The 26,566-nt window shown below is 59.6% G+C and carries 21 protein-coding genes and 1 tRNA gene; 15 read left to right on the top strand and 7 right to left on the bottom strand.

Features of this window, described 5'->3' with window-relative positions; genetic code table 11:
* Window positions 1-85 precede the first annotated feature (85 nt).
* The 11 genes from ACP3RB_RS05460 to ACP3RB_RS05410 all read left to right on the top strand — a co-directional run bounded on the left by ACP3RB_RS05460 (window position 86) and on the right by ACP3RB_RS05410 (window position 13,444).
* Window positions 86-946 carry a ParA family protein gene (locus ACP3RB_RS05460; RefSeq protein WP_005506637.1) on the top strand — a complete coding sequence of 287 codons (861 nt, stop codon included), beginning with the start codon at window positions 86-88 and terminating at the stop codon, window positions 944-946.
* A 205-nt stretch (window positions 947-1,151) separates the two neighbouring features.
* Window positions 1,152-2,159 carry a segregation and condensation protein A gene (locus ACP3RB_RS05455; RefSeq protein ID WP_070592936.1) on the top strand — a complete coding sequence of 336 codons (1,008 nt, stop codon included), beginning with the start codon at window positions 1,152-1,154 and terminating at the stop codon, window positions 2,157-2,159.
* Window positions 2,134-3,156, top strand: coding sequence for an SMC-Scp complex subunit ScpB (gene scpB / locus ACP3RB_RS05450; RefSeq protein WP_426698740.1), 1,023 nt, complete (start codon window positions 2,134-2,136; stop codon window positions 3,154-3,156). Before ACP3RB_RS05455 ends, scpB begins: the two co-directional genes overlap by 26 nt.
* Window positions 3,157-3,330: 174 nt before the next feature.
* Window positions 3,331-4,476 (top strand): pseudouridine synthase, encoded by a 1,146-nt coding sequence (locus tag ACP3RB_RS05445; protein ID WP_426698739.1) that lies wholly within the window; start codon window positions 3,331-3,333, stop codon window positions 4,474-4,476.
* An 18-nt stretch (window positions 4,477-4,494) separates the two neighbouring features.
* Window positions 4,495-5,664 (top strand): prephenate dehydrogenase, encoded by a 1,170-nt coding sequence (locus ACP3RB_RS05440; RefSeq protein ID WP_426698738.1) that lies wholly within the window; start codon window positions 4,495-4,497, stop codon window positions 5,662-5,664.
* Window positions 5,665-5,718: 54 nt separating this feature from the next.
* Window positions 5,719-6,411, top strand: a complete 693-nt coding sequence (gene cmk, locus ACP3RB_RS05435) for a (d)CMP kinase (RefSeq protein WP_294631479.1) — start codon at window positions 5,719-5,721, stop codon at window positions 6,409-6,411.
* Window positions 6,412-6,522: 111 nt separating this feature from the next.
* Complete coding sequence (der, locus tag ACP3RB_RS05430; RefSeq protein ID WP_314935428.1) at window positions 6,523-8,103, top strand: ribosome biogenesis GTPase Der; 1,581 nt, start codon at window positions 6,523-6,525, stop codon at window positions 8,101-8,103.
* A gap of 254 nt (window positions 8,104-8,357) precedes the next feature.
* Window positions 8,358-8,431, top strand: a tRNA-Pro gene (locus tag ACP3RB_RS05425).
* Between the two features lie 606 nt (window positions 8,432-9,037).
* Window positions 9,038-10,675 carry an L-lactate permease gene (locus tag ACP3RB_RS05420; protein WP_426698737.1) on the top strand — a complete coding sequence of 546 codons (1,638 nt, stop codon included), beginning with the start codon at window positions 9,038-9,040 and terminating at the stop codon, window positions 10,673-10,675.
* A 510-nt stretch (window positions 10,676-11,185) separates the two neighbouring features.
* A complete protein-coding gene (locus ACP3RB_RS05415) occupies window positions 11,186-12,808 on the top strand; it encodes an L-lactate permease (protein ID WP_426698736.1) in 1,623 nt (540 codons plus the stop codon).
* Between the two features lie 246 nt (window positions 12,809-13,054).
* Window positions 13,055-13,444, top strand: a complete 390-nt coding sequence (locus ACP3RB_RS05410) for a DUF1304 domain-containing protein (RefSeq protein ID WP_060823698.1) — start codon at window positions 13,055-13,057, stop codon at window positions 13,442-13,444.
* Window positions 13,445-13,582: 138 nt separating this feature from the next.
* On the opposite strand, the gene ACP3RB_RS05405 is transcribed toward ACP3RB_RS05410, so the two are convergent.
* A complete protein-coding gene (locus ACP3RB_RS05405) occupies window positions 13,583-14,371 on the bottom strand; it encodes a DNA-3-methyladenine glycosylase I (RefSeq protein ID WP_426698735.1) in 789 nt (262 codons plus the stop codon).
* A 228-nt stretch (window positions 14,372-14,599) separates the two neighbouring features.
* The gene (locus ACP3RB_RS05400) at window positions 14,600-15,211 is read right to left on the bottom strand and encodes a methylated-DNA--[protein]-cysteine S-methyltransferase (protein ID WP_426698734.1); all 612 of its coding nucleotides are present in this window, start codon (window positions 15,209-15,211) and stop codon (window positions 14,600-14,602) included.
* A 322-nt stretch (window positions 15,212-15,533) separates the two neighbouring features.
* Here ACP3RB_RS05400 and ACP3RB_RS05395 point away from each other — a divergent pair, with 322 nt between their 5' ends.
* Window positions 15,534-16,142, top strand: a complete 609-nt coding sequence (locus ACP3RB_RS05395) for a hypothetical protein (RefSeq protein ID WP_426698733.1) — start codon at window positions 15,534-15,536, stop codon at window positions 16,140-16,142.
* A 142-nt stretch (window positions 16,143-16,284) separates the two neighbouring features.
* On the opposite strand, the gene ACP3RB_RS05390 is transcribed toward ACP3RB_RS05395, so the two are convergent.
* The 4 genes from ACP3RB_RS05390 to ACP3RB_RS05375 form a co-directional block, all read right to left on the bottom strand.
* Window positions 16,285-16,590, bottom strand: coding sequence for an N-acyl-D-glutamate deacylase (locus ACP3RB_RS05390; protein WP_311452587.1), 306 nt, complete (start codon window positions 16,588-16,590; stop codon window positions 16,285-16,287).
* 670 nt (window positions 16,591-17,260) lie between these two features.
* Window positions 17,261-18,817, bottom strand: a complete 1,557-nt coding sequence (gene glpK, locus ACP3RB_RS05385) for a glycerol kinase GlpK (RefSeq protein ID WP_426698732.1) — start codon at window positions 18,815-18,817, stop codon at window positions 17,261-17,263.
* A gap of 42 nt (window positions 18,818-18,859) precedes the next feature.
* Complete coding sequence (locus ACP3RB_RS05380) at window positions 18,860-19,657, bottom strand: MIP/aquaporin family protein (RefSeq protein WP_426698731.1); 798 nt, start codon at window positions 19,655-19,657, stop codon at window positions 18,860-18,862.
* A gap of 346 nt (window positions 19,658-20,003) precedes the next feature.
* On the bottom strand, window positions 20,004-21,749 hold the full coding sequence (locus ACP3RB_RS05375) for a glycerol-3-phosphate dehydrogenase/oxidase (RefSeq protein WP_426698730.1): 1,746 nt from the start codon (window positions 21,747-21,749) through the stop codon (window positions 20,004-20,006).
* A gap of 122 nt (window positions 21,750-21,871) precedes the next feature.
* On the opposite strand from ACP3RB_RS05375, the gene ACP3RB_RS05370 reads away from it, so the two are divergent.
* From ACP3RB_RS05370 to ACP3RB_RS05360, 3 genes are all read left to right on the top strand, one after another.
* A complete protein-coding gene (locus ACP3RB_RS05370) occupies window positions 21,872-22,819 on the top strand; it encodes a sugar-binding transcriptional regulator (protein WP_426698729.1) in 948 nt (315 codons plus the stop codon).
* A gap of 282 nt (window positions 22,820-23,101) precedes the next feature.
* Complete coding sequence (locus tag ACP3RB_RS05365) at window positions 23,102-24,478, top strand: 6-pyruvoyl tetrahydrobiopterin synthase (protein ID WP_426698728.1); 1,377 nt, start codon at window positions 23,102-23,104, stop codon at window positions 24,476-24,478.
* An 11-nt stretch (window positions 24,479-24,489) separates the two neighbouring features.
* Entirely contained in the window at window positions 24,490-25,287 is a 798-nt protein-coding gene (locus ACP3RB_RS05360) for a transcriptional initiation protein Tat (protein WP_426698727.1), read from the top strand.
* 209 nt (window positions 25,288-25,496) lie between these two features.
* On the opposite strand, the gene ACP3RB_RS05355 is transcribed toward ACP3RB_RS05360, so the two are convergent.
* Entirely contained in the window at window positions 25,497-26,423 is a 927-nt protein-coding gene (locus tag ACP3RB_RS05355; RefSeq protein WP_294631469.1) for a LysR family transcriptional regulator, read from the bottom strand.
* Window positions 26,424-26,566 lie beyond the last annotated feature (143 nt).

Below are 26,566 nucleotides of genomic sequence, written 5' to 3'. Positions count from 1 at the left end.
AAACCGCGGAACAGCCGCTCTTGAGGTAACCTTATAGACAACGCTTAAACTTTAAAACTTCGAATTCATTGATGAAGGTGAACCATTGACTGAAGCTCAGGCTCAAGAACTCGGCCCCACCGGTCGACCCCTGCGCGTATACCCCGACCCGGCTCCGCTGAGCAGCCACGGTCCCGCCCGCATTATCTCTATGGTGAATCAGAAGGGCGGCGTGGGTAAGACCACCTCCACCATTAACCTGGGCGCGGCACTGGCAGAATGCGGCCGTAAGGTACTGCTGGTCGACTTCGACCCGCAGGGTGCTCTCTCCGCCGGTTTCGGCGCGAACCCGCACGAACTGGACCTGACCGTCTACAATGTCATGATGGACCGCAAGGTTGATATCAAGGACGTCATCCTGCCCACCGGCGTGGAGAACATCGACCTGCTGCCCGCCAACATTGACCTCTCCGCAGCTGAAGTTCAGCTGGTCAACGAAGTGGCGCGCGAGCAGGTTCTCGCCTCGGCACTGCGCAAGGTCCGCGACGAATACGACGTCATCCTCATCGACTGCCAGCCCTCCCTGGGCCTGCTGACCGTCAACGCACTGACCGCCTCCGAAGGCGTCATCATTCCGCTGATTTGTGAGTTCTTCGCACTGCGCGCCGTCGCGCTGCTGGTCGACTCCATCGAGAAGGTTCAGGACCGACTGAACCCCGACCTCGAAATCTCCGGCGTACTTGCCACCATGTTCGATGCCCGCACCATCCACTCCAAGGAAGTTCTGGCACGCATCGTGGACGCATTCGGCGACAAGGTCTTCGATACCGTCATCAAGCGCACCGTGAAGTTCCCGGACGCATCGGTGTCCGCTGAGCCGATTCTCAGCTACGCCTCCAGTCACCCCGGTGCGGAAGCATACCGCCAGGTGGCACGCGAACTGATCTACAAGGGCGGCGCACGCTAAAGCCCCCACACCTATACGCCCTCTGCTGAGGTGACTCTCACCCTTGAGTCACACCGGCAGAGGGCGTATAATTGTGTGGATTCTAAAGACCCCGCGCACTGCTTACGCCGAAAAGATGGCGAAGTAGAAGCCGCTTCTGAGACGGCACCAACAAAGCCGGACCAGCACAGCCGGGGAGAATAAACCTAAGGAGAATAGGTCGTTTATGACCACGAACGTCGCTGCCGTGAGGGTACCGACACCGAACGCAGACACCGCCGCAAACGCCCGGACTGAGGGCCGCGGCCTGCAGAACCCGGGTTTCACCCTCACCCTCAGTAATTTTGAGGGTCCCTTTGACCTTCTACTGACCCTGATTTCGCGCCGCAAACTCGACATTACCGAGGTGGCGCTCGCAGAGGTTACCGACGAGTTCCTCGCATACCTGCACGCCCTCTACGCTGAAGGCACCGAACGCGCACTCGACGAAGCCAGTGAATTTCTGGTCACCGCCGCAACCCTGCTGGAACTCAAAACCGCACGCCTGCTCCCGCAGCATCGTGAACCCCTCGAAGAGGACGTTGCACTGCTGGAGGCGCGCGATCTGCTCTTCGCCCGTCTGTTGCAATACCGTGCCTACCGCGAAGTCGCCGATATTTTTGCTGAACGCTGGGCGCAAGAATCACAGCGTTTTCCCCGTGCGGTAGCCCTCGAAGAACGATTCGCCCAGGCGCTACCCGAGCTGGTTTTCACCGGAGGCGCCGAAGAGTTCGCCCGCATCGCCGCAACAGCGCTGAGTCGAACCCCCAAAGAGCCCGAACCGGAACCCGAAGAAATCGTTGAAGAACTCAACGAGCACCTGCACGTTCCGCTAACCACCATCGCGGCTGAAGAACACTACATTCTGCACAGCCTGCTCGATACCGCGGCGCGGGAGCTGAGCTTCGCCGAACTGGTTCAAGGATCCGGCGAACTAGAAATCGCGGTGGTTCGTTTTCTCGCCCTGCTCGAGCTCTACAAAGAAGGCGCCCTGCACGTGGAACAGGACACACCGCTCGGAGCCATTCGGGTACGTGCGAGCGCGAGCGCTGCACAGTTCGTGATTCGCGAAGCAACAGACACTCAGGATGCGCATGAAATCGGTGAAGCGTCTGAATCACCCGAAGTGAACGAATCTGAAGCTAACACGGAACCGGTAGAGGAGGATTATGAGTATTCACGGCTCACGCTTTGACCGTGAATTCACCCCTGATGACCTTGCCATCGTGAACATGGGCTACTGGGATCCGAACGCGGATGAGGATTCGGAACAGGCTGACTCGGCGCCGGTAGAGGTAGCAGAGACGGTAGAGACTGAGAGCTCAAAGCCTGCTGAGGCGGACGCTGAGCCTGCTGATTACGAGGTAGCAGCAGCCCCTCTGGGCACTGAGGTTGCCGAAAAAGCTGAGGACGCTGAAACGGTAGAGGACTCCGATAGTTCCGACAGCTCCGAGGAATCGCAGGAAACTGCACCCCGCGAGTCGAAGGAACCAGCAGCGAAATCGGCAACGAAATCGGTAACGATTCCGGCGGGAGGCCCCTCCACCGCACCCAGCGTGGCGGTCGATGCCGAAGCCGAATTCTCCAAGGTCGAGGCAATCCCCGGCGGCATTAAAAGCGCCATCGAGGCAATCCTCGCCGTTGCCGAAGCGCCCGTGAGCGTCAAAGAACTCTCCGCTGCGCTCATCGTCAACGAACGAGCTATTGAGCACGCGCTCGACCAGCTGTACCGCGAGTACAACGGCGAAGAAAGCGGCTACGGAGAAGACGAAAACCGGGTGGCGCCCGAACCGCGCGGATTCCAGCTGCGGAACATCGCAGGAGGCTGGAAGCTCTATGCCCGCGACGACTTCGCCCCCTGGGTGGCACGCTTCGTGACCCGCTCCAAGAGCGCGACCCTCAGCAAGCCCGCCTACGAGACGCTCGCCGTGATTGCCTACCAGCAGCCGGTGACCAGGGCGAGGGTGGCCTCCATTCGAGGCGTGAACGCGGACGCGGCAATCCGTCAGCTGCTCCAACGGCAGCTGATTCGTGAGGCTGGTCGTGAAGCCGGAAGCGGCGCGACCCTCTACGAAACCACGGAGCTGCTGCTGGCGAAGCTCGGGTTGAACTCCCTGGAGGAGCTGCCGGCGCTCGCGCCCTTCCTGCCCGATGACACGGAGGCGGCGGTCCTCGCCGAAGGTAACGACTAGCCCACCGGCTCCAGCCGTTACGGCAATAACGAAACGTTCAACGGTTCTGCTGAAAACCAGCGGCAGAACCACCCGGATAAGCGCTCCTGGCGCTGACACACACCGCGCCTTCGGAGCCGGTGCCGGGACACAAAGACTAACAAGAACTACAACGACAGAAAAGAGAAGAACACCATGGCATATGGAAACTCCTCCCGCGGCGGCCGCTCTGCATCCGGTCGCCCCCAGAACTCCCGCGGTGGCCGTCCCGGCGCCGGTCGTCCCGGTCAGGGCGGCAAGCCCGGCGCTAAGGGCGCATCCGCACGCGGCGGCCGTCCCGGCGCAGGCAAGGGCGGCGCAAAGGGCTTCGGCGAGAAGAAGTTCGGTGACAAGAAGTTTGGCGAGAAGAAGTTCGGCGCAGGCCGCGCAGGCTCCGGTCGAGGCCGCGGCACCGAACTGCCCAAGCGCGAACGCCGCGCACCGGGCCGCCCCTACCGCTCCGGCGAAGCCTTCGCAAACGAGCGCGGCGAATACCGTGTCAGCAACTACGCTGGCCCGCACCGCCCCCGCCGCCCCCGCAACGCCCCGGTAGACCACTACGAGTTCTACGACCACGACGGCGTGCGCCTGCAGAAGCTGCTGGCCCAGGCCGGTGTGGCATCCCGCCGCGTCTGCGAAGAAATGATTACCGAAGGCCGCGTCACCGTCAACGGTGAAGTCGTGACCGAGCTGGGCGTGCGCGTGGACCCCTCCAAGGTGACCGTGCAGGTGGACGGTATGACCGTTCAGACCAACGACAAGCTCGTCTACATGGCATTTAACAAGCCCGCTGGCGTGGTCTCCACCATGGAAGACCCCGAAGGCCGCCCCTGCATCTCTGACTTCCTGCGTTCCTCCATGAGCGAGCGCGTGTTCCACGTGGGCCGCCTGGACGTCGAAACCGAGGGTCTGCTGCTGCTGACCAACGATGGTGAACTGGCGAACCGCCTCACCCATCCCTCCTACGAGGTGCCCAAGACCTACCTGGTGCAGGTTCCCGGCCCGATGGAGCCCGGCGTCGGCGCAGCCATGAAGAAGGGCATTCGCCTGGAAGACGGCGTGACCCGCGTGGACGAGTTCAAGCTGGTGGACTCCACCCCCGGCCACGTGCTCGTTGAGGTGACCATCCACTCCGGTAAGAACCGCATCGTGCGCCGTCTCTTCGACGCTGTCGGCTACCCGGTTGAGCGCCTGGTCCGCGTCGAGATGGGCCCGATCCGTATTGGTTCGCAGAAGCAGGGTACCGTCCGTAACCTCTCCAAGGTCGAGATCGGTCACCTGCTCGCTTCGGTGGACATGTAATAACGCTAAGGAGTTGTCATGAGCTCGCCCGCTGAGCTTTCCGCATCTGAGCTGCCCATGGACTCAACGCTGACCGGGCCGGTACTCATTATCGGCTCGGGTCTGCTGGGCGCCTCCATTGGTTTGGGGTTGCGTGCGGCAGGATGCGAGGACGTGTACGTCCAAGATATTTCACCCACCGCCGAGGCTGTGGCGCAGGATATCGGTGCCGGTACAAGCTTCTCCACCCTGTCAGAGGAGGAACGCGCCACCCTCGCACCGCAGCTGGTGGTGGTGGCAGCGCCTCCGGATAGCGCCGGTGCCGTGTGCGCTCGCGCGTTGAACACCTATGCGCCTCGACCGGAGGCGGGCTACCCCGGCGCCGTGGTGACGGATGTTGCCTCGGTGAAGGTGCAGCCGCTGGCGGATGTGCTTGCCTCGGGCGCGGATGCGTCCCGTTACGTGGGTTCGCATCCGATGGCTGGGCGTGAGAAGTCGGGCCCGGTGGCTGCTCGCGGTGAGCTGTTCCAGGCGCGTCCGTGGATTATCTGCGAGCACGATTCGGTTCGCCCCGAGTGTGTGCGTCTGGTGCGTTCTGTGGCGGTGGAGCTGGGCGCGATCGTGACTTCTTTGAGCGTTGAGGAGCACGATCAGACGGTTGCCCTGATTTCTCATGTGCCGCAGGCGATGAGCTCGCTTCTGGCTTCGCGTCTGCAGGACACTCCGCTGTATGCGCTGTCCCTGGCGGGTCAGGGTTTGCGCGATACGGTGCGTATTGCGGCTTCGGACCCGACGCTGTGGGTGCAGATTTTTGCGGCGAACGCTGACCCGATTGTGAAGACCCTCTACGGGGTGCGTGATGACCTGAACCGCCTCATCGCAACGCTGGAGAACCCGACGGCATCCGGCGCTCGCCTGGATTTGGCGCAGCTGATGAGCGAAGGCAACGCGGGCGTTAGCCGCATTCCGGGTAAACACGGCACGGCACCCGCCGCGTTCGCAAAGATGACGGTGCTGGTGGACGACACCCCCGGCACGCTGGCTCGTTTGCTTGCCGAGATTGGTGAGTTGGGCGCGAACCTTGAGGATTTGCGTCTGGAGCACTCGACGGGTGCCCCGGTGGGTATGGCTGAAATCTCGGTCAATCCGTCTATTCATGAGGCGCTGGTCCGCGATTTGTCGGCTCGCGGTTGGCGTGTTGTGAAGTAGAGTTAAAGCTGTATTTTCCGGCATAAAGTTTGAGACGAATTTTAAGGAGTGCTGATGCACGAGAACCCTAAACTGACGATTGCTATTGACGGTCCCTCCGGTTCCGGTAAGTCGTCTGTGTCTAAGGAAGTTGCACGCCACTTTGGTCTGGCGTACCTGGACACCGGTGCAATGTACCGTGCCGCAACCTACCGTGTGCTGGAACTTGGCATTGACCTGAACGACGCTGAGGCGATCGCGAAGGCTGTCGAGGAGATGCCCCTGGTGTTCGGTACGAACATTAAGGAAGAAGAGATTCTGATGGGTTCGACCGATATCCGTGAGGAGATTCGTAGCGAGCGCATTTCTTCGGCGGTGTCTGCTGTGGCTTCGGTTCCGGCGGTTCGTGAGCACCTGATTGGCCTGCAGCGTTGGATGATTGACCACGCTATTAACGGCATGGTCGCTGAGGGCCGCGACATCACCACCGTGGTTGCTCCTGACGCTGATGCGCGCATCCTGCTGACTGCTTCTGAAGAGGTGCGCATGGCGCGCCGCGGCCTGGAGAACGCGGAGAAGTCCGGCGCTTCGGGTGACTTGAGCAAGCAGATCGCTGAGCGTGATGCGAAGGATTCGAAGGTCAACAACTTTATGGAAGCTGCCGAGGGCGTGGCTCTGGTGGACAGCTCGGATCTTGATTTTAATGCGACGGTCTCTGCAGTGATTAACGCTGTGAATGACCAGTTGAAGGCGAAGCGCGCGGGTTAGGCCCCGCCGAAACGCTGGGGGAGTGGTGCATCCGCTCCCGATAAGACGTTGAGCCGCGCTCGCGTGCTGACCTACGGGTTGGGCGCGGGGCGGGTAGAGAAAGGAATGCGCATGGCTGAGGACGCTATCCGCGACGATTACGAAGAGAAGTACCTGGGCGGTGGCGAGGACGACGTTACCGAGCGCCTCGCTGAGATTGATGATGAGACCGCTGACCAGCGTGCTCAGGCTCTGCTTGAGGGTCTTGAGGACTACGACCTGGATGAAGAGGACCGCGCCCTGCTGGGTGCCTGGGGCTTCGACATTGAGGAAGAGGAAGAGCAGCTCGCTGATCCGGTAGTGGCGATTGTTGGCCGCCCGAATGTGGGTAAGTCGACCATCATTAACCGTATTCTGGGCCGCCGTGAAGCGGTGGTTGAGGATAAGCCGGGTGTGACTCGTGACCGCGTGTCTTATAAGGCTGAGTGGCTGGGTAAGAGCTTCACCCTGGTTGATACCGGTGGTTGGGAGTCTGACGCCCGCGGCATTGATGCTCAGGTTGCTGAGCAGGCTGAGATCGCTGTGGAGCAGGCCGACGTTGTGGTCCTGGTGGTGGACGCCCGCGTGGGTGTGACCGCTTCGGACGAGCAGATTGTGCGTATGCTGCGCCGCGTGAAGAAGCCGATCATTCTGATTGCTAACAAGATTGACGACGCCCACCTGGAGCCGGAGATTTATAACCTCTGGTCGCTGGGTATGGGTCAGCCGTTCCCGGTGTCGGGTCTGCACGGCCGCGGCCTGGCGGATGCTCTGGACGAGATCCTTGAGGTCATGCCGGAGCACTCGCAGTTCGCTCAGCCGGAGGCGCTGGGCGGCCCGCGTCGTGTGGCTCTGGTGGGTCGCCCGAACGTGGGTAAGTCCTCGCTGCTGAACAAGCTGGCTGGTTCTGAGCGTGCCGTGGTGAATGACCTGGCTGGTACGACTCGTGACCCGATTGACGAGATTATTGAGCTGGGTGGCTACCCCTGGCGTTTCGTGGACACTGCGGGTATTCGCCGTCGCCAGCACATGGCTAAGGGCGCGGAGTTCTACTCTTCGCTGCGTACTCAGACTGCTCTGGAGCGTTCTGAGGTTGCCGTGGTGCTGCTGGATGTTTCCGAGCCGATTTCTGAGCAGGATGTGCGTATCGTGCAGACTGTGATTGATTCGGGCCGTGCGATGGTTCTGGCATTCAATAAGTGGGATACCCTCGATGAGGATCGCCGCTACATGCTCGAGCGCGAGATTGAGCGCGACCTGGCGCACGTGCAGTGGGCACCTCGCGTGAACATTTCGGCGAAGACCGGCTGGCACAAGGACAAGCTGGTGCCCGCCCTGGAGCGCTCGCTGGAGTCGTGGGATTCGCGTATTCCGACCGGTCGCCTGAACGCGTTCCTGGGCGAGATTGTGGCCGCGCATCCGCACCCGCTGCGTGGCGGTAAGCAGCCGCGTATTCTCTTCGGTACTCAGGTGTCTTCGCGTCCGCCGAAGTTCGTGCTGTTTACGACCGGTTTCTTGGATCCGGGCTACCGCCGCTTCATTACGCGTCGTCTGCGTGAGACTTTTGATTTCACGGGTACTCCGATTGAGATTTCGATGCGTGTGCGTGAGCGCCGCTCCCTGGGTGAGCGTCAGAGCGCGAAGGCTAAGAAGGGCAAGGGCGGCCGCCGCTAGTAGCGGGGGTCTGCCCGATGTCGTGGTGCTGGGCTGATCCCTTGCTAGGCTTAGCCCCTTGCTAGGCTGTGGTTCTGGGCGGGCCCCCACGCGCTGAATCCTGCGCAGAAAATCTGCACGGAAAATCTGCGCGAAAAAGATTTTTAAGATTTTTTCTAAAAATGGGGATTCTGGCTTGCGTGGGGGTTGAAAGCCCGGTATAGTTATTCGAGTGTTCAGGGGAAACCTTGAAAACAATATCGTGAATAACGAATCGGGTTGTGGCGCAGCTTGGTAGCGCACTTGACTGGGGGTCAAGGGGTCGCAGGTTCAAATCCTGTCAACCCGACAGATAAAGCTCCGGAAGGTTTTTCCTTCCGGAGCTTTTTTGTATGCCGTTTAGGGGTTCGCGGGGTTTGATAGTTTGAGCGGTTTGTAATCAGGATATGCTCTGTGTGTACTGCCGAAAGTACCGGGGTGCTGTTTCTTCCTTGAAATAGCGGGGGAGGGGGCTGGGTAGGCTCTTAATCCGGGGTGGGCTTTAGGTTAGGATCCGGGGTGGGCTTTAGGTTAGGTTGCAATTATGAGCTTGAATTTAAATGTTGGAATATGCCCGATTTTGTGGGTGTTAAGTGGTACATTGGGTACACAAGGAATTGCGTTTTTGGGATTAAGGATTCATTGTCCTGACCCTGAAATTCCCTTGACAAATCAAGGAATATTTAGGTTTTTGTGACAAAAACGCCGTTTCAACACGCTAAATTTCATAGCCGCAAAACCAACACGAACCCAAGTGAAGGCATATATCCCCAAGGGATAGCGTCCTTAACGCATCAAACAGCTAGGTGCACGCACCTACAACACACGGCACACACGCCGCCACAAGCGTCACTGGGAAGGTTTTACGGCACAACTCGATCCCGCCCCCGTGGGCTGGAAAGGAACACAGTACATCATGTGGCAGCAAGTCTACGACCCGCTGAACTCGAGCGCACTCTCCGCACTCGTGGCAGCAGTCCCGATTATTTTCTTCCTTCTGGGCCTCACCGTCCTGAAGCTCAGCGGTATTAAATCTGCCGTTATCTCCCTCGTCATTGCACTGGTTATCGGTTGCGCCATCTTCGGCATGCCCGTCACCGCAGGTGCAGGCTCCATCCTCTACGGCTTCCTCTCGGGCATGTGGCCCATCGGCTGGATCGTGCTTATGGCAGTGTGGCTCTACCGCATTTCCGTGCGTTCTGGCGGCTTTGAAATCGTCCGCTCCTCCATCTCCTCCATCTCTACCGACCAGCGCATCCAGATGCTACTGATCGCATTCTGCTTCGGTGGCTTCCTCGAAGGCGCTGCAGGCTTCGGTATCCCGATTGCTATCTGTGCTGCACTGCTCGTGTCCCTGGGCTTCAACCCGCTCAAGGCTGCAATGTTCGCACTGATTGCTAACGTGAGCTCCGGTGCATACGGCGCTATCGGTATCCCCGTGACCACCGCAGCAACCCGCGGTGGCGTGGACCTGCACGCACTGTCCATCGAAATGGTCCTGGTTCTCCAGATTATGGCGGCTCTCATCCCCGTACTGCTCGTTGCTATTCAGGACGGTCTGCGCGGTATCCGCGAAGTCGGTCTGGTAGCACTGATCGTTGGTCTGATTTACTCTGGCGGCCAGTCCGTCCTGCTCGCAGCCCTCGGTAACCCCGAGCTCGTCGACATCATCCCGCCGCTGCTGGCTCTAATTGCTCTGGCACTCATCATGCAGAAGTGGCAGCCCAAGCACATCTTCCGCGAGCCCACCGCTCCCTCCCTGGAAGAAGTTCAGGCTCAGCAGAGCACCAAGCACACCGGTGGCGAAATCCTCAAGGCATGGAGCCCCTTCGTCTACCTGTCCGTCGTGATTCTGCTCTGGTCCACCGCTCTGAAGCCCCTCTTCGCTGCTAAGGGCGCCCTCGGCTTCACTAACATTACCTTCCCTGTTCCGTGGCTACACCAGAGCATCCAGCAGGCAGCACCGATTGTTGCATCCCCCAAGGCATTTGACGTGACCTACACCTGGAACATTGTGGGTGCATCCGGTACCGCAATTCTGGTGGCTGCCATCATCACCATCCTGACCTCCTCCATCAGCTGGGGCGAGGCTATCGAGGAACTCGGTGCAACCTGGAAGCAGCTGCAGACCCCGATCATCATGATCTGCCTGGTTATGTCCGTTGCTAACGTCATGAACTACGCGGGTATGATTACCTCCATCGCACTGGCTGTTGCCGCTGTGGGCGCTATCTTCCCGCTGCTATCCCCGATCATCGGTTGGATTGGCGTGTTCGTGACCGGCTCCGTGGTGAACAGCAACATCCTCTTCGCTGGCCTGCAGGCTACCACCGCACATCAGATCGGCGTCAGCCAGACCCTGCTGATTGCATCTAACACCGCCGGTGGTGTGATGGCGAAGATTGTTTCCCCGCAGTCCATCGCAATTGCAGCTGCTGCAGTAAACAGCGCCGGCGAGGAATCCAAGATTACCTCCATGGCAATCAAGTACAGCGCAATCCTGCTGGCTATCACCTGTGTTTGGGGTTACGTTCTGTCCCTGGTTGTTTCCTAAACAGCGTGAAGCTCCGATGCGTGTAACCTGCCTTCCCTGAAAGGTGAGGTACCGCGACACGGTTTAGTGAAAGCCCCCTTCTACTTCGGTAGGAGGGGGCTTTTACGTTATCTAGGCTTGTTAGGGGCGTGCGGTGGGATGCGTGGCTGATGGCTCGATGGGGAGCGGCGAGGGGGCAGATAACCGGGAGTGCAAATGTGCACATAAATATCATTTGTGCATACTTAAGGTTATCCTATCCTGAACTCATGAGGGAGACCTGATAGCTTAGACAGATAAAGTCACAAGCACCTAGTTAGCGGGAACAATCCCGCTTTCTTTCAGTTAAAACCAGGGAACAACTTCAGTCCCTGGGAGCTGATGACCAGAATGCTTCACCGATGGACCCGTCTACGACGTACAGGACGGGCCCATCGGTTTTTATGCGGCCTAGCGCTTCCATGCAGCACAGGAGCCGTATCGGAAGAAGCAACCGCAACAATGCACAGACCGAAAGGAACACCCGCCCCCATGTGGCAGCAAACCTACGACCCGCTGAACTTACCGGTGCTCTCTGCGCTGGTCGCAGCAGTACCCATCATCCTCTTCCTGCTGGGCCTGACCGTCCTGAAACTCAGCGGCCTCAAGTCAGCACTGCTGACCCTCGGCACCACCCTCATCATCGGTTGCGCCGTCTTCGGCCTGCCCATCACCGCAGGTGCCGGCTCCATCCTCTCCGGCTTCCTCTCGGGCGCATGGCCCATCGGCTGGATCGTGCTCATGGCGGTGTGGCTTTACCGCATCGCCGTGCGCGCTGGTAACTTCGACATCGTGCGCTCGTCCGTCTCCTCCATCTCGAACGACCAGCGCATCCAGGTGCTGCTGATTGCCTTCTGCTTCGGTGGTTTCATCGAAGGTGCGGCAGGTTTCGGTATCCCCATTGCTATCTCCGCGGCGCTGCTGGTATCCCTGGGCTTCAACCCCCTCAAGGCGTCCATGCTGGCGCTGGTAGCCAACGCCGCATCCGGCGCCTACGGTGCTATTGGTATTCCCGTCACCACCGCAGCTAAGGTCGGCGGCCTGGACACCGCACACCTGTCCGCAGGCATGGTCCCGGTACTGCAGATTTTCGTGGCAATCGTGCCGGTACTGATGGTCGCCATCCAGGACGGCCTGCGCGGCATCCGTGAAGTCGGTCTCGTAGCGCTCATGACCGGCGTGATCTACTCCGGCGGTCAGGCAGCTATCCTGGTGCTGCTCGGTTCCCCCGAACTGGTCGACATCATCCCGCCGCTGCTGTCCCTCGTTGCCCTGGCACTGGTTATGCAGAAGTGGCAGCCCAAGCACATCTACCGTGAACCCACCGCCCCCAGCCTCGAAGAAGCTCAGGCTCAGCAGAGCGTCAAGCACACCGGCGCTGAGATTGTTAAGGCGTGGAGCCCCTTCATCTTCCTCTCCGCAACCATCCTGCTCTGGTCCACCGCGCTCAAGCCCGTGTTCGCAACCACCGGTCCGCTCGGTGCCGCAACCCTGGCGTTCCCCATCCCCGGTATTCACGAGGCCATCACCACCGGCGCCGGCAAGACCGTGACCGCAATGTTCTCCTGGAACATCCTGGGCGCATCCGGCACCGCAATTCTGGTGGCGGCACTCATTACTATCCTGACCTCGAAGATTAGCTGGGGTGAAGCCTTCGAAGAGCTCGGCGGCACCTGGAACCAGCTGAAGATGCCGATTCTCATGATCTGCCTGGTCATGTCCGTCGCAAACGTGATGAACTACGCCGGTATGACCACCTCCATCGCTCTGGCGCTCGCGGCAGCAGGCCCGGTCTTCCCGCTGCTGTCCCCGATTATCGGTTGGATTGGTGTGTTCGTGACCGGCTCCGTGACGAACGCTAACGTGCTCTTCGCGGGCCTGCAGTCCACCACCGCAGCTCAGATTGCTGTTGACCCGACCCTGCTCGTGGCCGCAAACACCGCCGGTGGCGTGATGGGTAAGATCGTCTCCCCGCAGTCCATCGCGATCGCGGCGGCGGCAGTAAACAGCGCCGGCGAGGAATCGAAGATTACCTCCATGTCTATCAAGTACAGCGCTATTCTGCTGGGCCTGGTCTGCGTCTGGTCCTTCGCCCTGTCGCTCATGATGGGCTAAAGGCCGATACCGGATTCGGCGTAACCCAGCATAAGAAACCCCTTGATAAGAACCCTGCAGTTTTCTCTGCAGAAGACGAATCGAGGGGTTTCACGCATATTCAGGGAAGTTTCAACAGGCCGGGAAGAGGCGTAGAATTACTTCTTGTGCTTGCTCCTGCATGATTCTGCACATCACCACAGATTGTGCTCCAGAAGAAAGAACGGGCAGGTGCCTAATAGAACACCTACTGCTCAAGGAGAAACAATGCAGACGCTCGCAACGATTACTACCGTCTTTGCCTTCGTAGCAATCGCTATTCACGTGTACATCTGGATTATCGAATCATTCCTCTGGACTAAGCCTAAGGGTCGCGAAACCTTCGGCATGACCGAAGAATTTGCCGAGTCCACCAAGGAGATGGCGGCAAACCAGGGCCTGTACAACCTGATGCTCGCCTGGATTGCAGCAACCGGTCTGCTCGCCTTCTGGTTCGGCTCCCCGCAGGTGGGCGTGGCACTCATGTTCGCAGGTCTGGGCTCCATGGCGGTTGCCGGTGCCTACCTGTTCCTCACCTCCCCGGATAAGCGCAAGCCAGCACTGATTCAGCTGACCCCGCCGCTGCTGTCCCTGATCTTCCTCTTCGTGATGCTCTAATCCTGCGACGATTTGATTCTGCGACAATCTAGCTCAGGGCGGAAGCTCTCAACGCATAGAAGCCGCGTGCTTACTTCACCGAAGTAACACGCGGCTTTTCTCTGCCCGCGCGCGCCTTCGCGGCAGAGGCTCGAGGGTTTAGGCGAAAAGACCCGAACAGCCTCGCCGATGCGAGCCCACCAGATGCGCATCCACCATGCCGACCGCGCACATGAGCGCATAAGCGGTCACCGGACCCAAAAATACTCCACCCAGTGCCTTAAAAGACTTGGCAAGAAGCGCGGACTCGGGCGTATCGGTAGGGATATCCTCCAGGGTATGCGGCGCAATAGTCTCGCTCGGTGCGAAGGACCACAGCCATGCCGGCAGCCCGCCCGGTACCCGCGTGCCGTCAGGTAGGGTGCGCTCGCGCATCCGGTTCAGGTCTTCATTGCTGAGGGTACGAACTCGACGACGGCGGGTGTTTGCCGCCTCAAGGCTATCCGTAGTGGTTGGGGTAGAAGTGGGAATGATGAGGGGAAGGCGAATATCCTCCGCGTAAGTCTCATGCGGCACGGCGGCAAGCTCACGCATCCGAATGGTCAGCCGCGCATTGGAGATGACCGCGCGAATCTTCCGCTCGTTACGGATAATGTCTTCGTCCTGGAGAAGTCGCGCAATATCCTGGTCGGTGAACGCAGCCACGCGTTCGGGGTCGAAACCCTCGAAGGCGCGGCGAAATGCTTCGCGGCGGGCAAGAATCGTGCGCCAGGAGAGCCCTACCTGAAAAGCCTCCAGGCTCAGTGCTTCGAAGAGTCCCCGCTCATCGGTGATGGGCATGCCCCATTCGGCGTCGTAGTAGTCGCGCAGAAGTTCGTCGGTTACCCACGTGGGGTAGCTCGGGGTGTTTTCGAGGGATTTGGCGGGAATATTGGGTTGCGAGGTCACGGTCTCTCCTCTCTGAGATTGCTGAGCTGATCCGAGTATTTCGGAAGCATGTTCTACTTAAACATTAGCTCTAGCAAGAGCGAATCGCAACTATATTCGATTACATGTCGCGTTGCGGGTCAATGAACCCGAAAACAGGTACGAAAAAAGGTGGGGTACGCACCCAGTGTATACCCCACCCCTGCATACCCCACCCCGTCATAAGCCTTGAAGACTAGCCGGCAGGCGCTAGAAGAGCCGCGCCTCCCGCACCTCTTCCGGCTCCTCCAGGTCGAGGAGGAACTGCTTGCGCTCAACCCCGCCAGCGTAGCCGGTCAAGCTGCCGTCAGCACCGATAACGCGGTGGCACGGAATCATGATAGAAACCTTATTACGGCCGACCGCCTGGCCCACAGCTTGCGCCGGGGCACCCGGGCCAACCGCCCGCGAAATCTCGCCGTAAGTGGTGGTGTACCCGGCGGGAACAGTCTTCAGATGCTCCCACACGATCAGCTGAAAATCGGTGCCCTCAGGATCTAACGGCAACGTAAAAGAAGTGCGCTTGCGCTCAAAATACTCAGAGAGCTCTACCTCAGCGCGAGACAGCAACTGCGCCGCAGCATGCTCGCCGGTAGACTCTTCTTCCTCCGCCGTGCCGTGCTCCCGCAGATAGGTTTCGGGATTTTCGATCAGCTCACCGAGCTCGTGGGGGAGCGGAAAATGCGCCTGATCCTCGTACCAGATGCCGACAATCGCATCCGCGCGGGCGGCAATGTAGAGCACTCCGACGGGGCTCGAGTAGCGAGTGTACCAGCGCGCGAGCGCTTCCGGCGGCTGCGGCGAATTGGTCGCTTTGGTCATGCTCTTCCTTGTTGGCTCGTGGGCGTGTACTGCAAATGGTATGAGGGGCAAATACCCCTTTCAACCATCATAGGGGAGGGGTGCCTCCGTACCGTACCCGCACCGGATTTTGTCTATAACTGACCGCTATATATGAGATGTATGCACCACCGTTTGTACCGCCGTTGAAATATCTCAGGATGCCCGGCAATTTTGATTGAGCCCGAAGAGCTGGCATTCTGTGAAGTACACACCGATACACTGCAATTCAATACTCCGGCTTCTTCACCTCGCACCGGGTGGGGTGACCTGTGTTTCTCGTGCCTTACCGATGGGTTCAACGATGACTGAAATTGCAAGGAGAAACATGGAAGACCTGAAAGATATCCGCCGGCAACTCCAGGAAAACCCGGAGAGCCGAGAGCTCAATAACCGTTACGCGCAGGCGTGCCTCGACATCGCGAAAGAATATACCGTTACTTCCCAGGGGCATATCTATATTTGCTCGCCCTCAGATTTGGAAGCCGTACAGTACGTCATGGCCAAGATCCCTGAGGCTTCGCTTCTAGACGGCGAAACCTTAGAAGAATACAAACGCCTGAAGAGAGCCGTCACCCAAGCTCGTATGAATAGAGGTAGGCCCGGTAGCAAGATGGGCAATTACTATGCCTTGATCCTTTTTATCGTGATGCCTTCCATGGCGGCACCGGTTCTTCTGCTGTGGGAGTTAAGCGCACTTAGCACCTCAGACCACAACCGCAACCCGAGCATCCTCATCTATCTGATTCCTGTCGCTCTCATTACCGCGGCGCTCCTCTGGATAGGATGGCTTGTTGAACGGATCCCCGGCTGGAAATATAACGCTCTGATCGTTCAAGAGAACGAAAAGGCAGAACTAGCCAAGGCCGAAGCAGCAGCGCGTCGAAGTGCTGAATCAACCGTTGAGAAATAATCGTTGGTTTGGACTCTGAACCACGATTTTAATGTAAATGTGCCGCCTCACCGGTATCAGTGAGGCGGCACATTTATGCTGTCTAAGACTAGAGAAGCTCGCTACTTAGCGGCTGCCCTGCCAGAATTACGCTCCGTCAGAATTACGCGCGGTCAGCGTTGCCCTCCGTGTGGTGCAGGTGCGGCAGGTGGGTTGAGTGCAGATTGTGGCCGAGCACATCGTGCGCATCCGGGTCCTCGTTCGGGAGCACATGCGAGTACTTGGAGTAGTAGCGGTACAGTGCGTAGGCGCCAATCACAGTCAGCACGATAGCAACGCCCAGAGCCCACGGCACAGCGGCGGCAGAATACATGACGGAGAAGAGCACCAACAGCCAGGAGAGAGCAGCTGCAAGAACCGAAACGTTCATGGCAATAATTGCAAGCTTGCGGCGACGGACATCAACCATAATCGGTGCGGGGAAAACCCGCTCCCTCCTTCCAACGGAGCCTCTCTCCGTTCTCACGAGCACCGGAAGGTGCCGGATGCGTAACCAACCGCCATCTTCGGCGGCCTGAACAGGATCAATAAGCCTATATATCTATGATACGGCGCGTGAAGTAGACATCAAAGGTACACAAACGCTGTTAGACCAACCCCACACAACATGTGAACGGGTATCTCAACAAGAGACATAAAACGAATGATTTTTACAGCGAGAACTGCAACACGAAAAGCGAACTCACGCTCGTCGCTAACACAGAGAACCCTGTAACAAGAGATAAAAGCCCGTCCGCCGCGGTACGTGAAGCATCGTGGCGGACGGGAGCGTAAATAAAGTATCAGCGCGAACCGTCGACTCCTGTCAGGACAGCGCATGAATATGTCGCGTACGCGTCCTGTGCGGTACTGACACCTCACGAACAACACCGCGTCGGGTGATCGGCGGAAGATACCGAATTTACAAAAACCAACGGTACCCCCAGCACTAATTTTTGTAGAAATTACGCCGCAATAAACGCTGAACCAAGCGTCATAAAACGGCGAAAAGCCCCGGCAGTCTCAACCCTACAGTGGGGGAGAAGCAGCCGGGGCTTCGCTAGTACGCGGGCCGTACCCTTAGGCAGCGGATGCGGCGATTAGGCGGTCGGAACGTCCTCATCAACCCACTCGAGGGTGCGGGAGACAGCCTTCTTCCACAGGCGGTACTGGCGGTCGACCTCTGCGGGCTCCATGGAGGGCAGCCAGCGCTTGTCCTCAGCCCAGTTGTCCACAACGTCCTGCTCGCCGGTCCAGAAACCAACAGCGATACCTGCAGCGTATGCTGCGCCCAGTGCGGTGGTCTCAACAACCTTCGGGCGGATCACGGGAACGCCGAGGATGTCAGCCTGGAACTGCATGAGGAACTCGTTAGCGGTCATGCCGCCGTCCACGCGCAGCTCGGAGAGCTCAACACCGGAATCTGCGTTCATTGCGTCCAGAACCTCACGGGTCTGGAATGCGGTTGCTTCCAATGCCGCACGCACGATGTGTGCACGGTTCACGTAGCGGGTCAGACCAACGATGACGCCGCGAGCGTCGGAACGCCAGTGAGGTGCGAACAGGCCGGAGAAAGCGGGAACAACGTAGCAGCCACCGGAATCCTCAACGGAGGTAGCCAGTTCCTCAGACTCTGCAGCGTGTTCAATCATGCGCAGGTTGTCGCGCAGCCACTGGATCAGGGAGCCACTCATCGCGACCGAGCCTTCCAGAGCGTACACGGGTGCCGCATCGCCAATCTTGTAGGCAACGGTGGTCAGCAGACCGTTATCCGAGAAAACAGGCTCGTTACCGGTGTTCATGAGCATGAAGTTACCGGTACCGTAGGTGTTCTTCGCCATGCCCTTCTCGAAGCAAGCCTGGCCGAAGGTTGCAGCCTGCTGGTCACCCAGGATACCCGCGATGGGGGTGCCTGCGAGCAGACCGGTTGGGCGGCCGAAGCCGTACACCTCGGAGGAGGACTTGATTTCGGGCAGCATGCTCATGGGAATACCCATATCAGCAGCGATCTGCGGATCCCATTCGAGGGTGCGGATGTTCATCAGCAGGGTACGGGATGCGTTGGTGACGTCGGTGACGTGAACGCCGCCGTCAACACCACCGGTCAGGTTCCAGACCAGCCAGGTGTCGGTGTTGCCGAAGAGCAGGTCGCCGCGCTCTGCGCGCTCGCGTGCGCCTTCAACGTTGTCCAGGATCCACTTGATCTTGGGGCCGGAGAAGTAGGTGGAGAGGTTTAGTCCGACGATGTCGTGGTACTTGCCAACGCCCTCTTCGCCTGCGAGCTCTTCAACGATGTCCTGGGTGCGGGTGTCCTGCCAGACGATTGCGTTGTAGACGGGCTCGCCGGTGTTCTTGTCCCACACGACAGTGGTTTCACGCTGGTTGGTGATGCCGACTGCAGCGATTTCGTGGTGGTTGACTTCGCCGTTTGCCATTGCGGTTGCTACGACCTTGCGGACGTTCTGCCAAATCTCGGTTGCGTTGTGCTCAACCCAGCCTGCCTTGGGGAAGATCTGCTCGTGCTCGAGCTGACCGTGCGCTACGTTCTCGCCTGCCTTGTTGAACAGGATTGCGCGGGAGCTGGTGGTGCCCTGGTCGATGGAGAGGATGTACTTGCGCTCGGTGTTGAGGGTTGCGGAGTGCAGAGAAGTCGTCATTGATTTTTCCTTAGAACTAAAAAGACGGGGTTTTGGAGAGGTTTAGAGGGGCAGAACTGCCGGAACGATCAGGCCAGCAAGGACTGCGCCGATGATCGGGCCAACAACCGGAACCCACGCGTAAGACCAGTTGGAGCCGGTCTTACCGGGGATGGGCAGGAAGGTGTAGGCGATACGGGGGCCGAGGTCACGTGCGGGGTTGATAGCGTAACCGGTTGCGCCACCGAGGCTCATACCGATAGAAACAACGACCAGGGCAACAGCCAGGGGGCCAATCTGGGCGGGGGTCTTACCGGATGCGATGATCCAGCCAATCAGGACGAAGGTGCCGATAATCTCGGTGAGCACGTTCCAGCCGTAGGACTTGATAGCGGGGCCGGTGGAGAAGATGCCGAGGCGGTCGCCCGGGTCCTCATCGAAGTGCTTCTTGTAGGTGAGGTACGCTCCGGTTGCGCCGGCCATTGCGCCGAGCATCTGAGCGACGATGTATAGGGCGATGTTGCCGGGAGTTGCGGGAACACCGGTTGCCAGGTCGCGGCCTGCGGTTGCCAGGCCGACGGTCACTGCGGGGTTCAGGTGTGCACCGGAGAGGAAGGAGAGGTACACGGCGGTGAACACTGCCAGACCCCAGCCGAAGGTGATAACAACCCAGCCAGCGTCCTTAGCGTAGGACTTCTTGAGGGTCACTGCGGCACATACGCCGGCACCGAGCAGAATCAGGATGAAGGTGCCGAAGAATTCGGAAGCGAAGATTCCGAGGGTGGTGGGGGCACCGGATGCATCCACGAGTGCGGATGAACCGGCTGCAAGTACAGTTCCTGCGGAAGCAAGAAGAGACATTGATGCTCCTTGAAGACGAAGCGTCTGGAAGGCAAGCGAACCTTTGCTTGCGTATTCCCGTGCATCCTCACCGCACGGGCGGATCGGGGCACAACGCTGTGCTGAAATGTGTAGCGGTTGCTACGAAAAGTTGATGGATGTTCCTGGATGAGAAGCAGATTGCTTCGGGGGCTAACCCCGTATTTAGCGCTCTGCTTCTTGTGCAGGGGGTTTATCGTAAACGGTTATTTAACCGTCCATCCACCCCTCACCAAGAAATTATGAGATGCCCCATGTTCGGTGAGGGGCGAACGGTTGGTTCGTACCGAATAAACGGTTACGAAAGGTGCGCGAAAACTCTAAAGATTTAGAGCTTCACGCGGGGTGCCACGGGGGTGACAGCCTCAATCTTTGCCGATGCCTCAGCGTCGGTGGAGGCTGACTCTGCCTCGCGGATTGCTGCAACGCGTGCTGCGTAGAGGTCGAGTTCTTCCTTGACCTTCTTGTCGTCCCAGCCGAGCTCGGAGCGCAGAATCTCAAGGATTTCATCGGCGGCAGCCAGGCCGCGGTCGCGCTGCTCGAGGTCGAGGCGTACGCGGCGGACCAGCACGTCCTCCAGGTGTAGGGCGCCCTCGTAGCGGACCGCGAAGACAACGTCTGCACGCAGGAACTGGGGTGCCTTAGCCAGGGGAGCGCCGAGGGAGGGGTCAGCGTCGATGAGAGCTCCGAGGTCCTCAATCTGTGCGCCGTAACGCTCGAGCAGGTGGGTGATACGGTCCTCGTCCCAGCCGTAACGCTCTGCGTAGCGTGCACGGTTAGCGGCGATTGCGTGGTAGCCGTCAGCACCGACCAGGCCGATGGTTGCGGTCACGGAGGGGTTCTGCTTAGCCTGCTCGCCCAGTGCGAAGTCAACGGCATCTTCTGCCATGACGCGGTAGGTGGTGAGCTTGCCGCCTGCGATTGCGCTCATGCCGGGTGCAACCTCGGTCACGGTGTGCTCGCGGGAAACCTTGGTGGATGCTGCGCCGTCCTTGACCTTGGGCTGCAGCAGCGGGCGCAGACCGGTGTAGGTGCCGATGATGTCTTCGCGGGTCAGCGGGTTAGCGAGCAGCTTGTTAGCCTGCATCAGGACGTAGTCGATGTCCTTGCTGGTTGCGAGGGGGCGCTCGCGGTCCTCGGTGTAGGGGGTGTCGGTGGTGCCGATGATCCAGTAACGCTGCCAGGGGATGATGAAGAGAACGGACTTCTCGGTCTTGGTGAAGATACCGCTGGTTGCGTTGATGCGGTCGCGGGGAACCACAATGTGGATACCCTTGGATGCGAGAACTTCCAGGCCGCCCTCGGGGTTAGCCAGGGACTCGGACTCTTCGGTCCACACGCCGGTTGCGTTGATGATGTGCTTTGCGCGTACGTTCAGGCGCTCGCCGGTCTCCAGGTCTGCCAGCTCTGCGCCGATGACGCGGCCGGATGCGTCCTTGGTGAAGCCGACGACCTGGGTGCGGGATGCAGCCAGTGCGCCGTAGCCTGCAGCGGTGCGGACGACGTCGATCACGAGGCGTGCGTCGTCAACGCGTGCATCGTAGAACTGGATTGCGCCGCTGAATGCGGAGTCCTTGATGTCGGGGAAGACGGTCTTGGTGCCGGTCTTGGTGAAGTGACGCTGGGAGGGGACGCCCTTGTTGCCGCGGGAGCCGAGGAATGCGAGGGTGTCGTACATGCCGATGCCGATTGCGGAGTATGCGCGCTCGATGACGGGCATCTTCAGGGGCCACAGGAAGGGCTGTGCGTGCACGAGGTGGGGTGCAATCTTGTTCAGCAGCAGGCCGCGCTCGGTGAGAGCTTCGGTCACGAGCTTGAAGTCGAGGTTGTAGAGGTAGCGCAGGCCGCCGTGGACGAGCTTGGAGGACCATGCACTGGTGCCTGCAGCCCAGTCACCTGCTTCGACGATGCCGGTGCGCAGACCGCGGGTTGCTGCGTCAAGGGCGATACCTGCACCGGTGATGCCGCCGCCGACGACCAGGATGTCGAGTTCTTCGTTGACCATGCTCTTGAGTGCCTTGGCGCGGGACTCAGCGGTCAGCTGGGACTGCTGTGCAATGTGCTGGGAGCTCATGTAGTGCTCTTTCTTCTCGTGCCGCGTGCGCGGCGTGGGGTTTCATCTTGCATTTAGTAAAACCCAATGGTGAAATAATAACCAAGCACTATGAACGGATTTTCACTGGGGGTCTGTGACCGATGAACGAACGCGCTAACCACACCTACGAGGCGGCGCAGCTGTACTACATCCACAACATGACGATGGATGCTATCGCGGCCCGTCTGGGGGTCTCCCGTGCCACCGTATCGCGCCTCCTTAAAAGTGCTCGTGAAAGCGGGATGGTGCAGATTCGTCTGGACGATTCCTTCCGTACCCGCAGTGAGCTGGAGCGCCGCATTGGTGAACGCTATAAGGTGCGCGTTACCCTCGTGAATGTCCGTTCGGATGCCACCCCGATTGCTCGTATGAGCCAGGTGTCTCGCACCGCGGCGGCGCTACTAGATTCCCTGGTTGATAACGGAACGAGCCTGGGTGTGGCGTGGGGTTCGACCATGACTGAGATTTCCCGCCACCTGCCGCGCCGCCCGCTGACCGGTGTGACGGTGGTTCAGCTCAACGGTGCGGGTAACGCTCATCATTCCGGTATTCCCTACCTGGGTTCGTTGCTGGGGCAGCTGGTGAACGCCTATGATGCGCAGGTTATCCATTTCCCGGTTCCCGCGTTCTTCGACTATGCGGACACGAAGACCGCCATGTGGCGTGAGCGTAGCGTGCAGAAGAATCTGCATGCCCAGCAGAACGTTGACCTCGCTATTTTTGGTGTGGGCGCTTTTGGTGGACCTATTCCTTCTCACGTGTATTCGGGTGGCTATTTTGAGGCGCAGGAGCAGCGTCAGCTGCGTGAGCTGGGCGTTGTGGGGGATATGTGCACGGTTCTTCTGCGTGAGGATGGCTCGTGGGCTGATTTGGAGCTGAATAAGCGTGCGTCCGGTCCGACTCCGAAGGAGCTGGCTCGTATTCCGCGCCGTATTTGCGTTGCGTCCGGTACTCACCGTGTGCGTGCTTTGCGTGGTGCGTTGCGTACGGGTGCGATTACCGATTTGGTTCTTGATGATGCGCTGGCAAAGGCGCTCATGGAGAAGTAGCTGAAATAATTGCCGCGGGCATGAGGTTCGCGGATATGGGGCTCGCAGGTATGAAGGTCCGTGGTTATGGGCTAATAAGGGTACCTTGAATCTGAATGGGTAGCGCTGAGGGCTTTCTGAGTGAAGCTCTCAAGCGCCGCCTGAACGATGCTTCAAGGTGCCCTTGAGTGTCGTCAAAAACTGCTTTCTGACCCTACAATGTGAAACGTTTGCGCATGTGAAAGCGCATATTAGTGCACTCCATTGAAGGTGTGCGCCACTCACCGTTAGAAAGAACCAACTATGACCCCCACCTATAACGCCCAGGCGAATCCGCACCTGGGCGCACCCGGCATTACCACCATGCACGGTGATGCCCAGTCTTCCGACGCTACTCCTCTTGCCGGCCCCGGCGCAGGCAATTGGAAGATTACCGGCACGAAGCTCGGCGGCGCCTGCCCGACGATTCTTGCTGGACGCGACGGCTTCATTCAGGTGCTCTGTACCCAGGTCTTCGCCCACGGTGAGTTCATCACCCCGAAGCTCTCCATCCTTGATCCGCATACCGGTCGTGAACTTTCGCACCTGGACATTCCGAAGGGCGCGTTGCTCGGCGGCGTGTACGCCTACCTTGACGCGCAGGACCGCATGGTTCTGGTGGATGGCTCTCAGTGCCTGCTGCGCCTCTCCCACTCTGCTGACGGACGCAACATCCGAGTTGATGAGCGTATTGACCTGAGCCGCATGCTCGCCCAGAGCGCCAATGACGCTGTGGTTGGTCTGGTGCCCGACTGGTCCGGTCGCATTTGGGTTGCGACGAAGAACGGCTACATTGCGGTGATTGATTCTGCCCGCGGCACGATTCGCTCGATGCGCCTGAACAAGGCGTCGATTGCGGGCGAGCGTATTGACAACTCGATTTCGGCGTGCCCTCAGGGTGTGAGCGTGGTGACCTCCCACGCTATTTATATGCTGAACGCTACCGCAACCGGTGCGCCCACCCTCAAGTGGTGGCATGCGTACGATCGAGGTAGCGCCCGCAAGCCCGGTAAGCTCGCGTGGGGTTCCGGTGCCTCCCCGACGTTCTTTGGTCCGAACGGTTCGGATTATGTGATGCTGACCGATAACTCTGATATTCAGGAGTCGGTCATTGTGTACCGCACCGATAACGGCGCGAAGGTCGGTAGTGCCGGCCTGTTTACTGCCGGTACCTCTGGCACTGAGAACTCCATGATCGGTGTGGGTAACACGATGGTCGGTGCGAGCACCTACGGCTACCCCTACCCGAAGTACCCGGAGGGTGCCGGTCCGTCGGTTCCTGCGAACGCGCTTTTTGCTCCCGGTATGGAGCGTTGGGATATTACCGACCGCGGTCTGCGTAAGATCTGGGATCGTAAGGATGTGTACTCTTCGGCTGTTCCTCGCTATTCCGCCGCTGACGGCCTGATTTATACCTGTGAGCGTCGCCGCGGCCCGGCTGGTTTGGCGAATGGCGCCTACGCGTGGGCTGTCGCGCTGGACATGGAAACCGGTAAGACGATGCATGAGCAACGCCTGCCTCAGCATGTGAGCCTGCTGCTCGGCGGTGGTGACACCCTGCAGATGGTGGGCACGATTGACCGTTACGGCACCTGGTGGCAGGGCACGATTAGCGGCGTGTACCGTATCGCGAAGGCTTAGAGGAGTAGAAAATGACTAAGAATAATCTGATGAACGCTTCTCGCCGTACCGCGTTGAAGGTTGCGGGTGCTTCGGCGGCCCTGGTGGCTGGCGGCGTGAGTGCTGCGGAGGCGGCAACTCGTTCGGGCGGTAAGCGTGCTCGCGTGACCCCGGTGACCCAGCGTCCTGGTGGACGGCGCGGCGGTGGCCAGCACGGCGGTGGACAGCGCGGCGACGCGGCGAGCTCTGCGCTGGTGCAGGTTCCGATGCGCTATAACGAGTCGTGCATCCGCCTGGAGTTGAAGGCAGCCTCTGGTGTGCAGGCTGTGTCTATGCAGAGCCAGCCGGCGCGTACCGTTGCGTTCCGGAATCTGCCGACTCGCCTGAGCATTATTAATGAGGGTAATTCGACGCTGCCGGTGGGTACTCGCCTGATGGTGCGTGCTCGCGCGCAGGATCCGAAGACCGGTTTGTTGTTGAATCCTGCGGTGACTCTTCGCGTGACTTCGGGTCAGGCGGTGCTGCCTTCGGGCGGCCTGGGTGCTTCGGCTCTGGTGGCTCCTGTGGATGCTCTGAATCTTGATGCGGTGCACCGTAGCGAACAGACCGGTCAGGCTGGTGCCGGCAGCGAGAATGTTTTGGAGTTGCGTACCGCTATTCCTCGCGGTCATCGCCTGGATGTTCAGTTGAATTATCAGGTGGCTTCGGGCGTTGCCGGGTCTGCGTTGAAGCAGGTTCATGTGAGCGCTGTGCTGGATATGGCGGCGGCTGGTTTGTCGTCTTCGTTCTGCGAGGTGCAGAGCCCGGCTGTGGCTGCTTCGCTGAACTAGCAGTTGAGCCGACCCCGCGAAGAAATAGTGGGGGGAGAGGCTCCGCTGTTCGTGCTTCTATACCTCTATATATAGGCGCCTGTTCAAAAATGTATGGTGAAAGGTCGGGGTCGTTCGTGGGAACGGCCCCGACCTTTGCGTTCTCTAGTGTTTGTGTTCTCTAGCGTGCCGGCATGGGCGGCGACTGAGATGTCCTATGCGGTGATGTCCTATGCGGTTTCGGTCCTGTCGTGTTCGCCGAATGCCACCTTCACCGCGTGGTGCAGTGCTTCGCGCACCATGGCGATGGCGGGGTTGGCGGCGGATTCTCGGCGTACGGCGGTAAAGATTTTGCGTGAGGGTTTGCCGGGTAGCTCCACGATGCGTAGTCCCTCGGTGGTGGAGAGGGAGGAGAGGATGAAGCCGGGCACGATGGTGACGGCGAATCCTGCCTTGACGAGGTTGGAGTTCGTGATCATGTCGTTGGCGCTGTAGCGGATGACCGGCTCGAATCCTGCGGTGCGACACTGGTTGAGTGCCCAGCTGCGGGAGGTGTTCTGCTCCATTTCGAGGACCCAGGGCAGCGCGTGCGCCTCCTCGATCGAGGTGATGGTGGAGGTGCTGGGCACGATGAGGCTGAGGGGGTCTTCGGTAAGTAGCTCGGAGTGCAGTTCGGGGTATTCGGGGATGTGGTGGTGCGGGTAGGCTTCGGAGAGCACCATGTCGTATTCGCGGCTTCGGGTCAGGGAGGTGCCGGTTTCGGGGTCGATTTGCAGTACTTGCAGGGTGAGCGAGGGAGCGTGTTCGGCAAGGTAGCTGAGGGTTTCCGGTAGCAACGCGAAGGCCGCGGACTGGAAGATGGCGAGGCGGACCATGCCGGCCGGTTCGCCGGTGAGGTTGGCGACGGAGGTTTGCATGCGGTCGAGTTCGCGCAGGATGCTTCGGGCGCTGTCGACGATGATGAGTCCGGCGCTGGTGAGCTGTACGCGTCTGCCGATGCGCTGCAGTAGCGGGGTGCCGGTTTCTTTTTCGAGGGTGGCGATCTGCTGGGAGACGGCGGAGGGGGTGAGGCTGAGCGCTTCGGCTGCGGCGATGATGGTGCCGCGTTCTTGGATTTCGAGGAGCATTTGCATGCGTCGAATGTCGTAGATGGACATATTTCCCTCCCTGGTGCGCCCGGTTGTTCGGGTGGGCTGGGCCCCCGAACTCTTCCGTGGTGCGTCTCTCATCGTGGACTCTTGTCTATGGTACCGCGCGGGCTTTCGGCCGGCTCTTTTTGAGACGCTTGACGTGGGGTGTT

It is taken from the genome of Rothia mucilaginosa (assembly GCF_049990865.1).
Taxonomy (GTDB): domain Bacteria; phylum Actinomycetota; class Actinomycetes; order Actinomycetales; family Micrococcaceae; genus Rothia; species Rothia mucilaginosa_I.
The sequence above is the reverse complement of the archived record's forward strand: the minus strand, read 5'-3'. Positions and strand labels throughout refer to the sequence as shown.

Bases quoted from the DNA above. Each gene is read 5' to 3' on its own strand.
- ACP3RB_RS05455 (WP_070592936.1), top strand. From the start codon at position 1,152: ATGACCACGAACGTCGCTGCCGTGAGGGTACCGACACCGAACGCAGAC.
- scpB (WP_426698740.1), top strand. From the start codon at position 2,134: ATGAGTATTCACGGCTCACGCTTTGACCGTGAATTCACCCCTGATGAC.
- ACP3RB_RS05445 (WP_426698739.1), top strand. From the start codon at position 3,331: ATGGCATATGGAAACTCCTCCCGCGGCGGCCGCTCTGCATCCGGTCGC.
- ACP3RB_RS05440 (WP_426698738.1), top strand. From the start codon at position 4,495: ATGAGCTCGCCCGCTGAGCTTTCCGCATCTGAGCTGCCCATGGACTCA.
- cmk (WP_294631479.1), top strand. From the start codon at position 5,719: ATGCACGAGAACCCTAAACTGACGATTGCTATTGACGGTCCCTCCGGT.
- der (WP_314935428.1), top strand. From the start codon at position 6,523: ATGGCTGAGGACGCTATCCGCGACGATTACGAAGAGAAGTACCTGGGC.
- ACP3RB_RS05420 (WP_426698737.1), top strand. From the start codon at position 9,038: ATGTGGCAGCAAGTCTACGACCCGCTGAACTCGAGCGCACTCTCCGCA.
- ACP3RB_RS05415 (WP_426698736.1), top strand. From the start codon at position 11,186: ATGTGGCAGCAAACCTACGACCCGCTGAACTTACCGGTGCTCTCTGCG.
- ACP3RB_RS05410 (WP_060823698.1), top strand. From the start codon at position 13,055: ATGCAGACGCTCGCAACGATTACTACCGTCTTTGCCTTCGTAGCAATC.
- ACP3RB_RS05400 (WP_426698734.1), bottom strand. From the start codon at position 15,211: ATGACCAAAGCGACCAATTCGCCGCAGCCGCCGGAAGCGCTCGCGCGC.
- ACP3RB_RS05395 (WP_426698733.1), top strand. From the start codon at position 15,534: ATGACTGAAATTGCAAGGAGAAACATGGAAGACCTGAAAGATATCCGC.
- ACP3RB_RS05390 (WP_311452587.1), bottom strand. From the start codon at position 16,590: ATGGTTGATGTCCGTCGCCGCAAGCTTGCAATTATTGCCATGAACGTT.
- glpK (WP_426698732.1), bottom strand. From the start codon at position 18,817: ATGACGACTTCTCTGCACTCCGCAACCCTCAACACCGAGCGCAAGTAC.
- ACP3RB_RS05380 (WP_426698731.1), bottom strand. From the start codon at position 19,657: ATGTCTCTTCTTGCTTCCGCAGGAACTGTACTTGCAGCCGGTTCATCC.
- ACP3RB_RS05375 (WP_426698730.1), bottom strand. From the start codon at position 21,749: ATGAGCTCCCAGCACATTGCACAGCAGTCCCAGCTGACCGCTGAGTCC.
- ACP3RB_RS05370 (WP_426698729.1), top strand. From the start codon at position 21,872: ATGAACGAACGCGCTAACCACACCTACGAGGCGGCGCAGCTGTACTAC.
- ACP3RB_RS05365 (WP_426698728.1), top strand. From the start codon at position 23,102: ATGACCCCCACCTATAACGCCCAGGCGAATCCGCACCTGGGCGCACCC.
- ACP3RB_RS05360 (WP_426698727.1), top strand. From the start codon at position 24,490: ATGACTAAGAATAATCTGATGAACGCTTCTCGCCGTACCGCGTTGAAG.
- ACP3RB_RS05355 (WP_294631469.1), bottom strand. From the start codon at position 26,423: ATGTCCATCTACGACATTCGACGCATGCAAATGCTCCTCGAAATCCAA.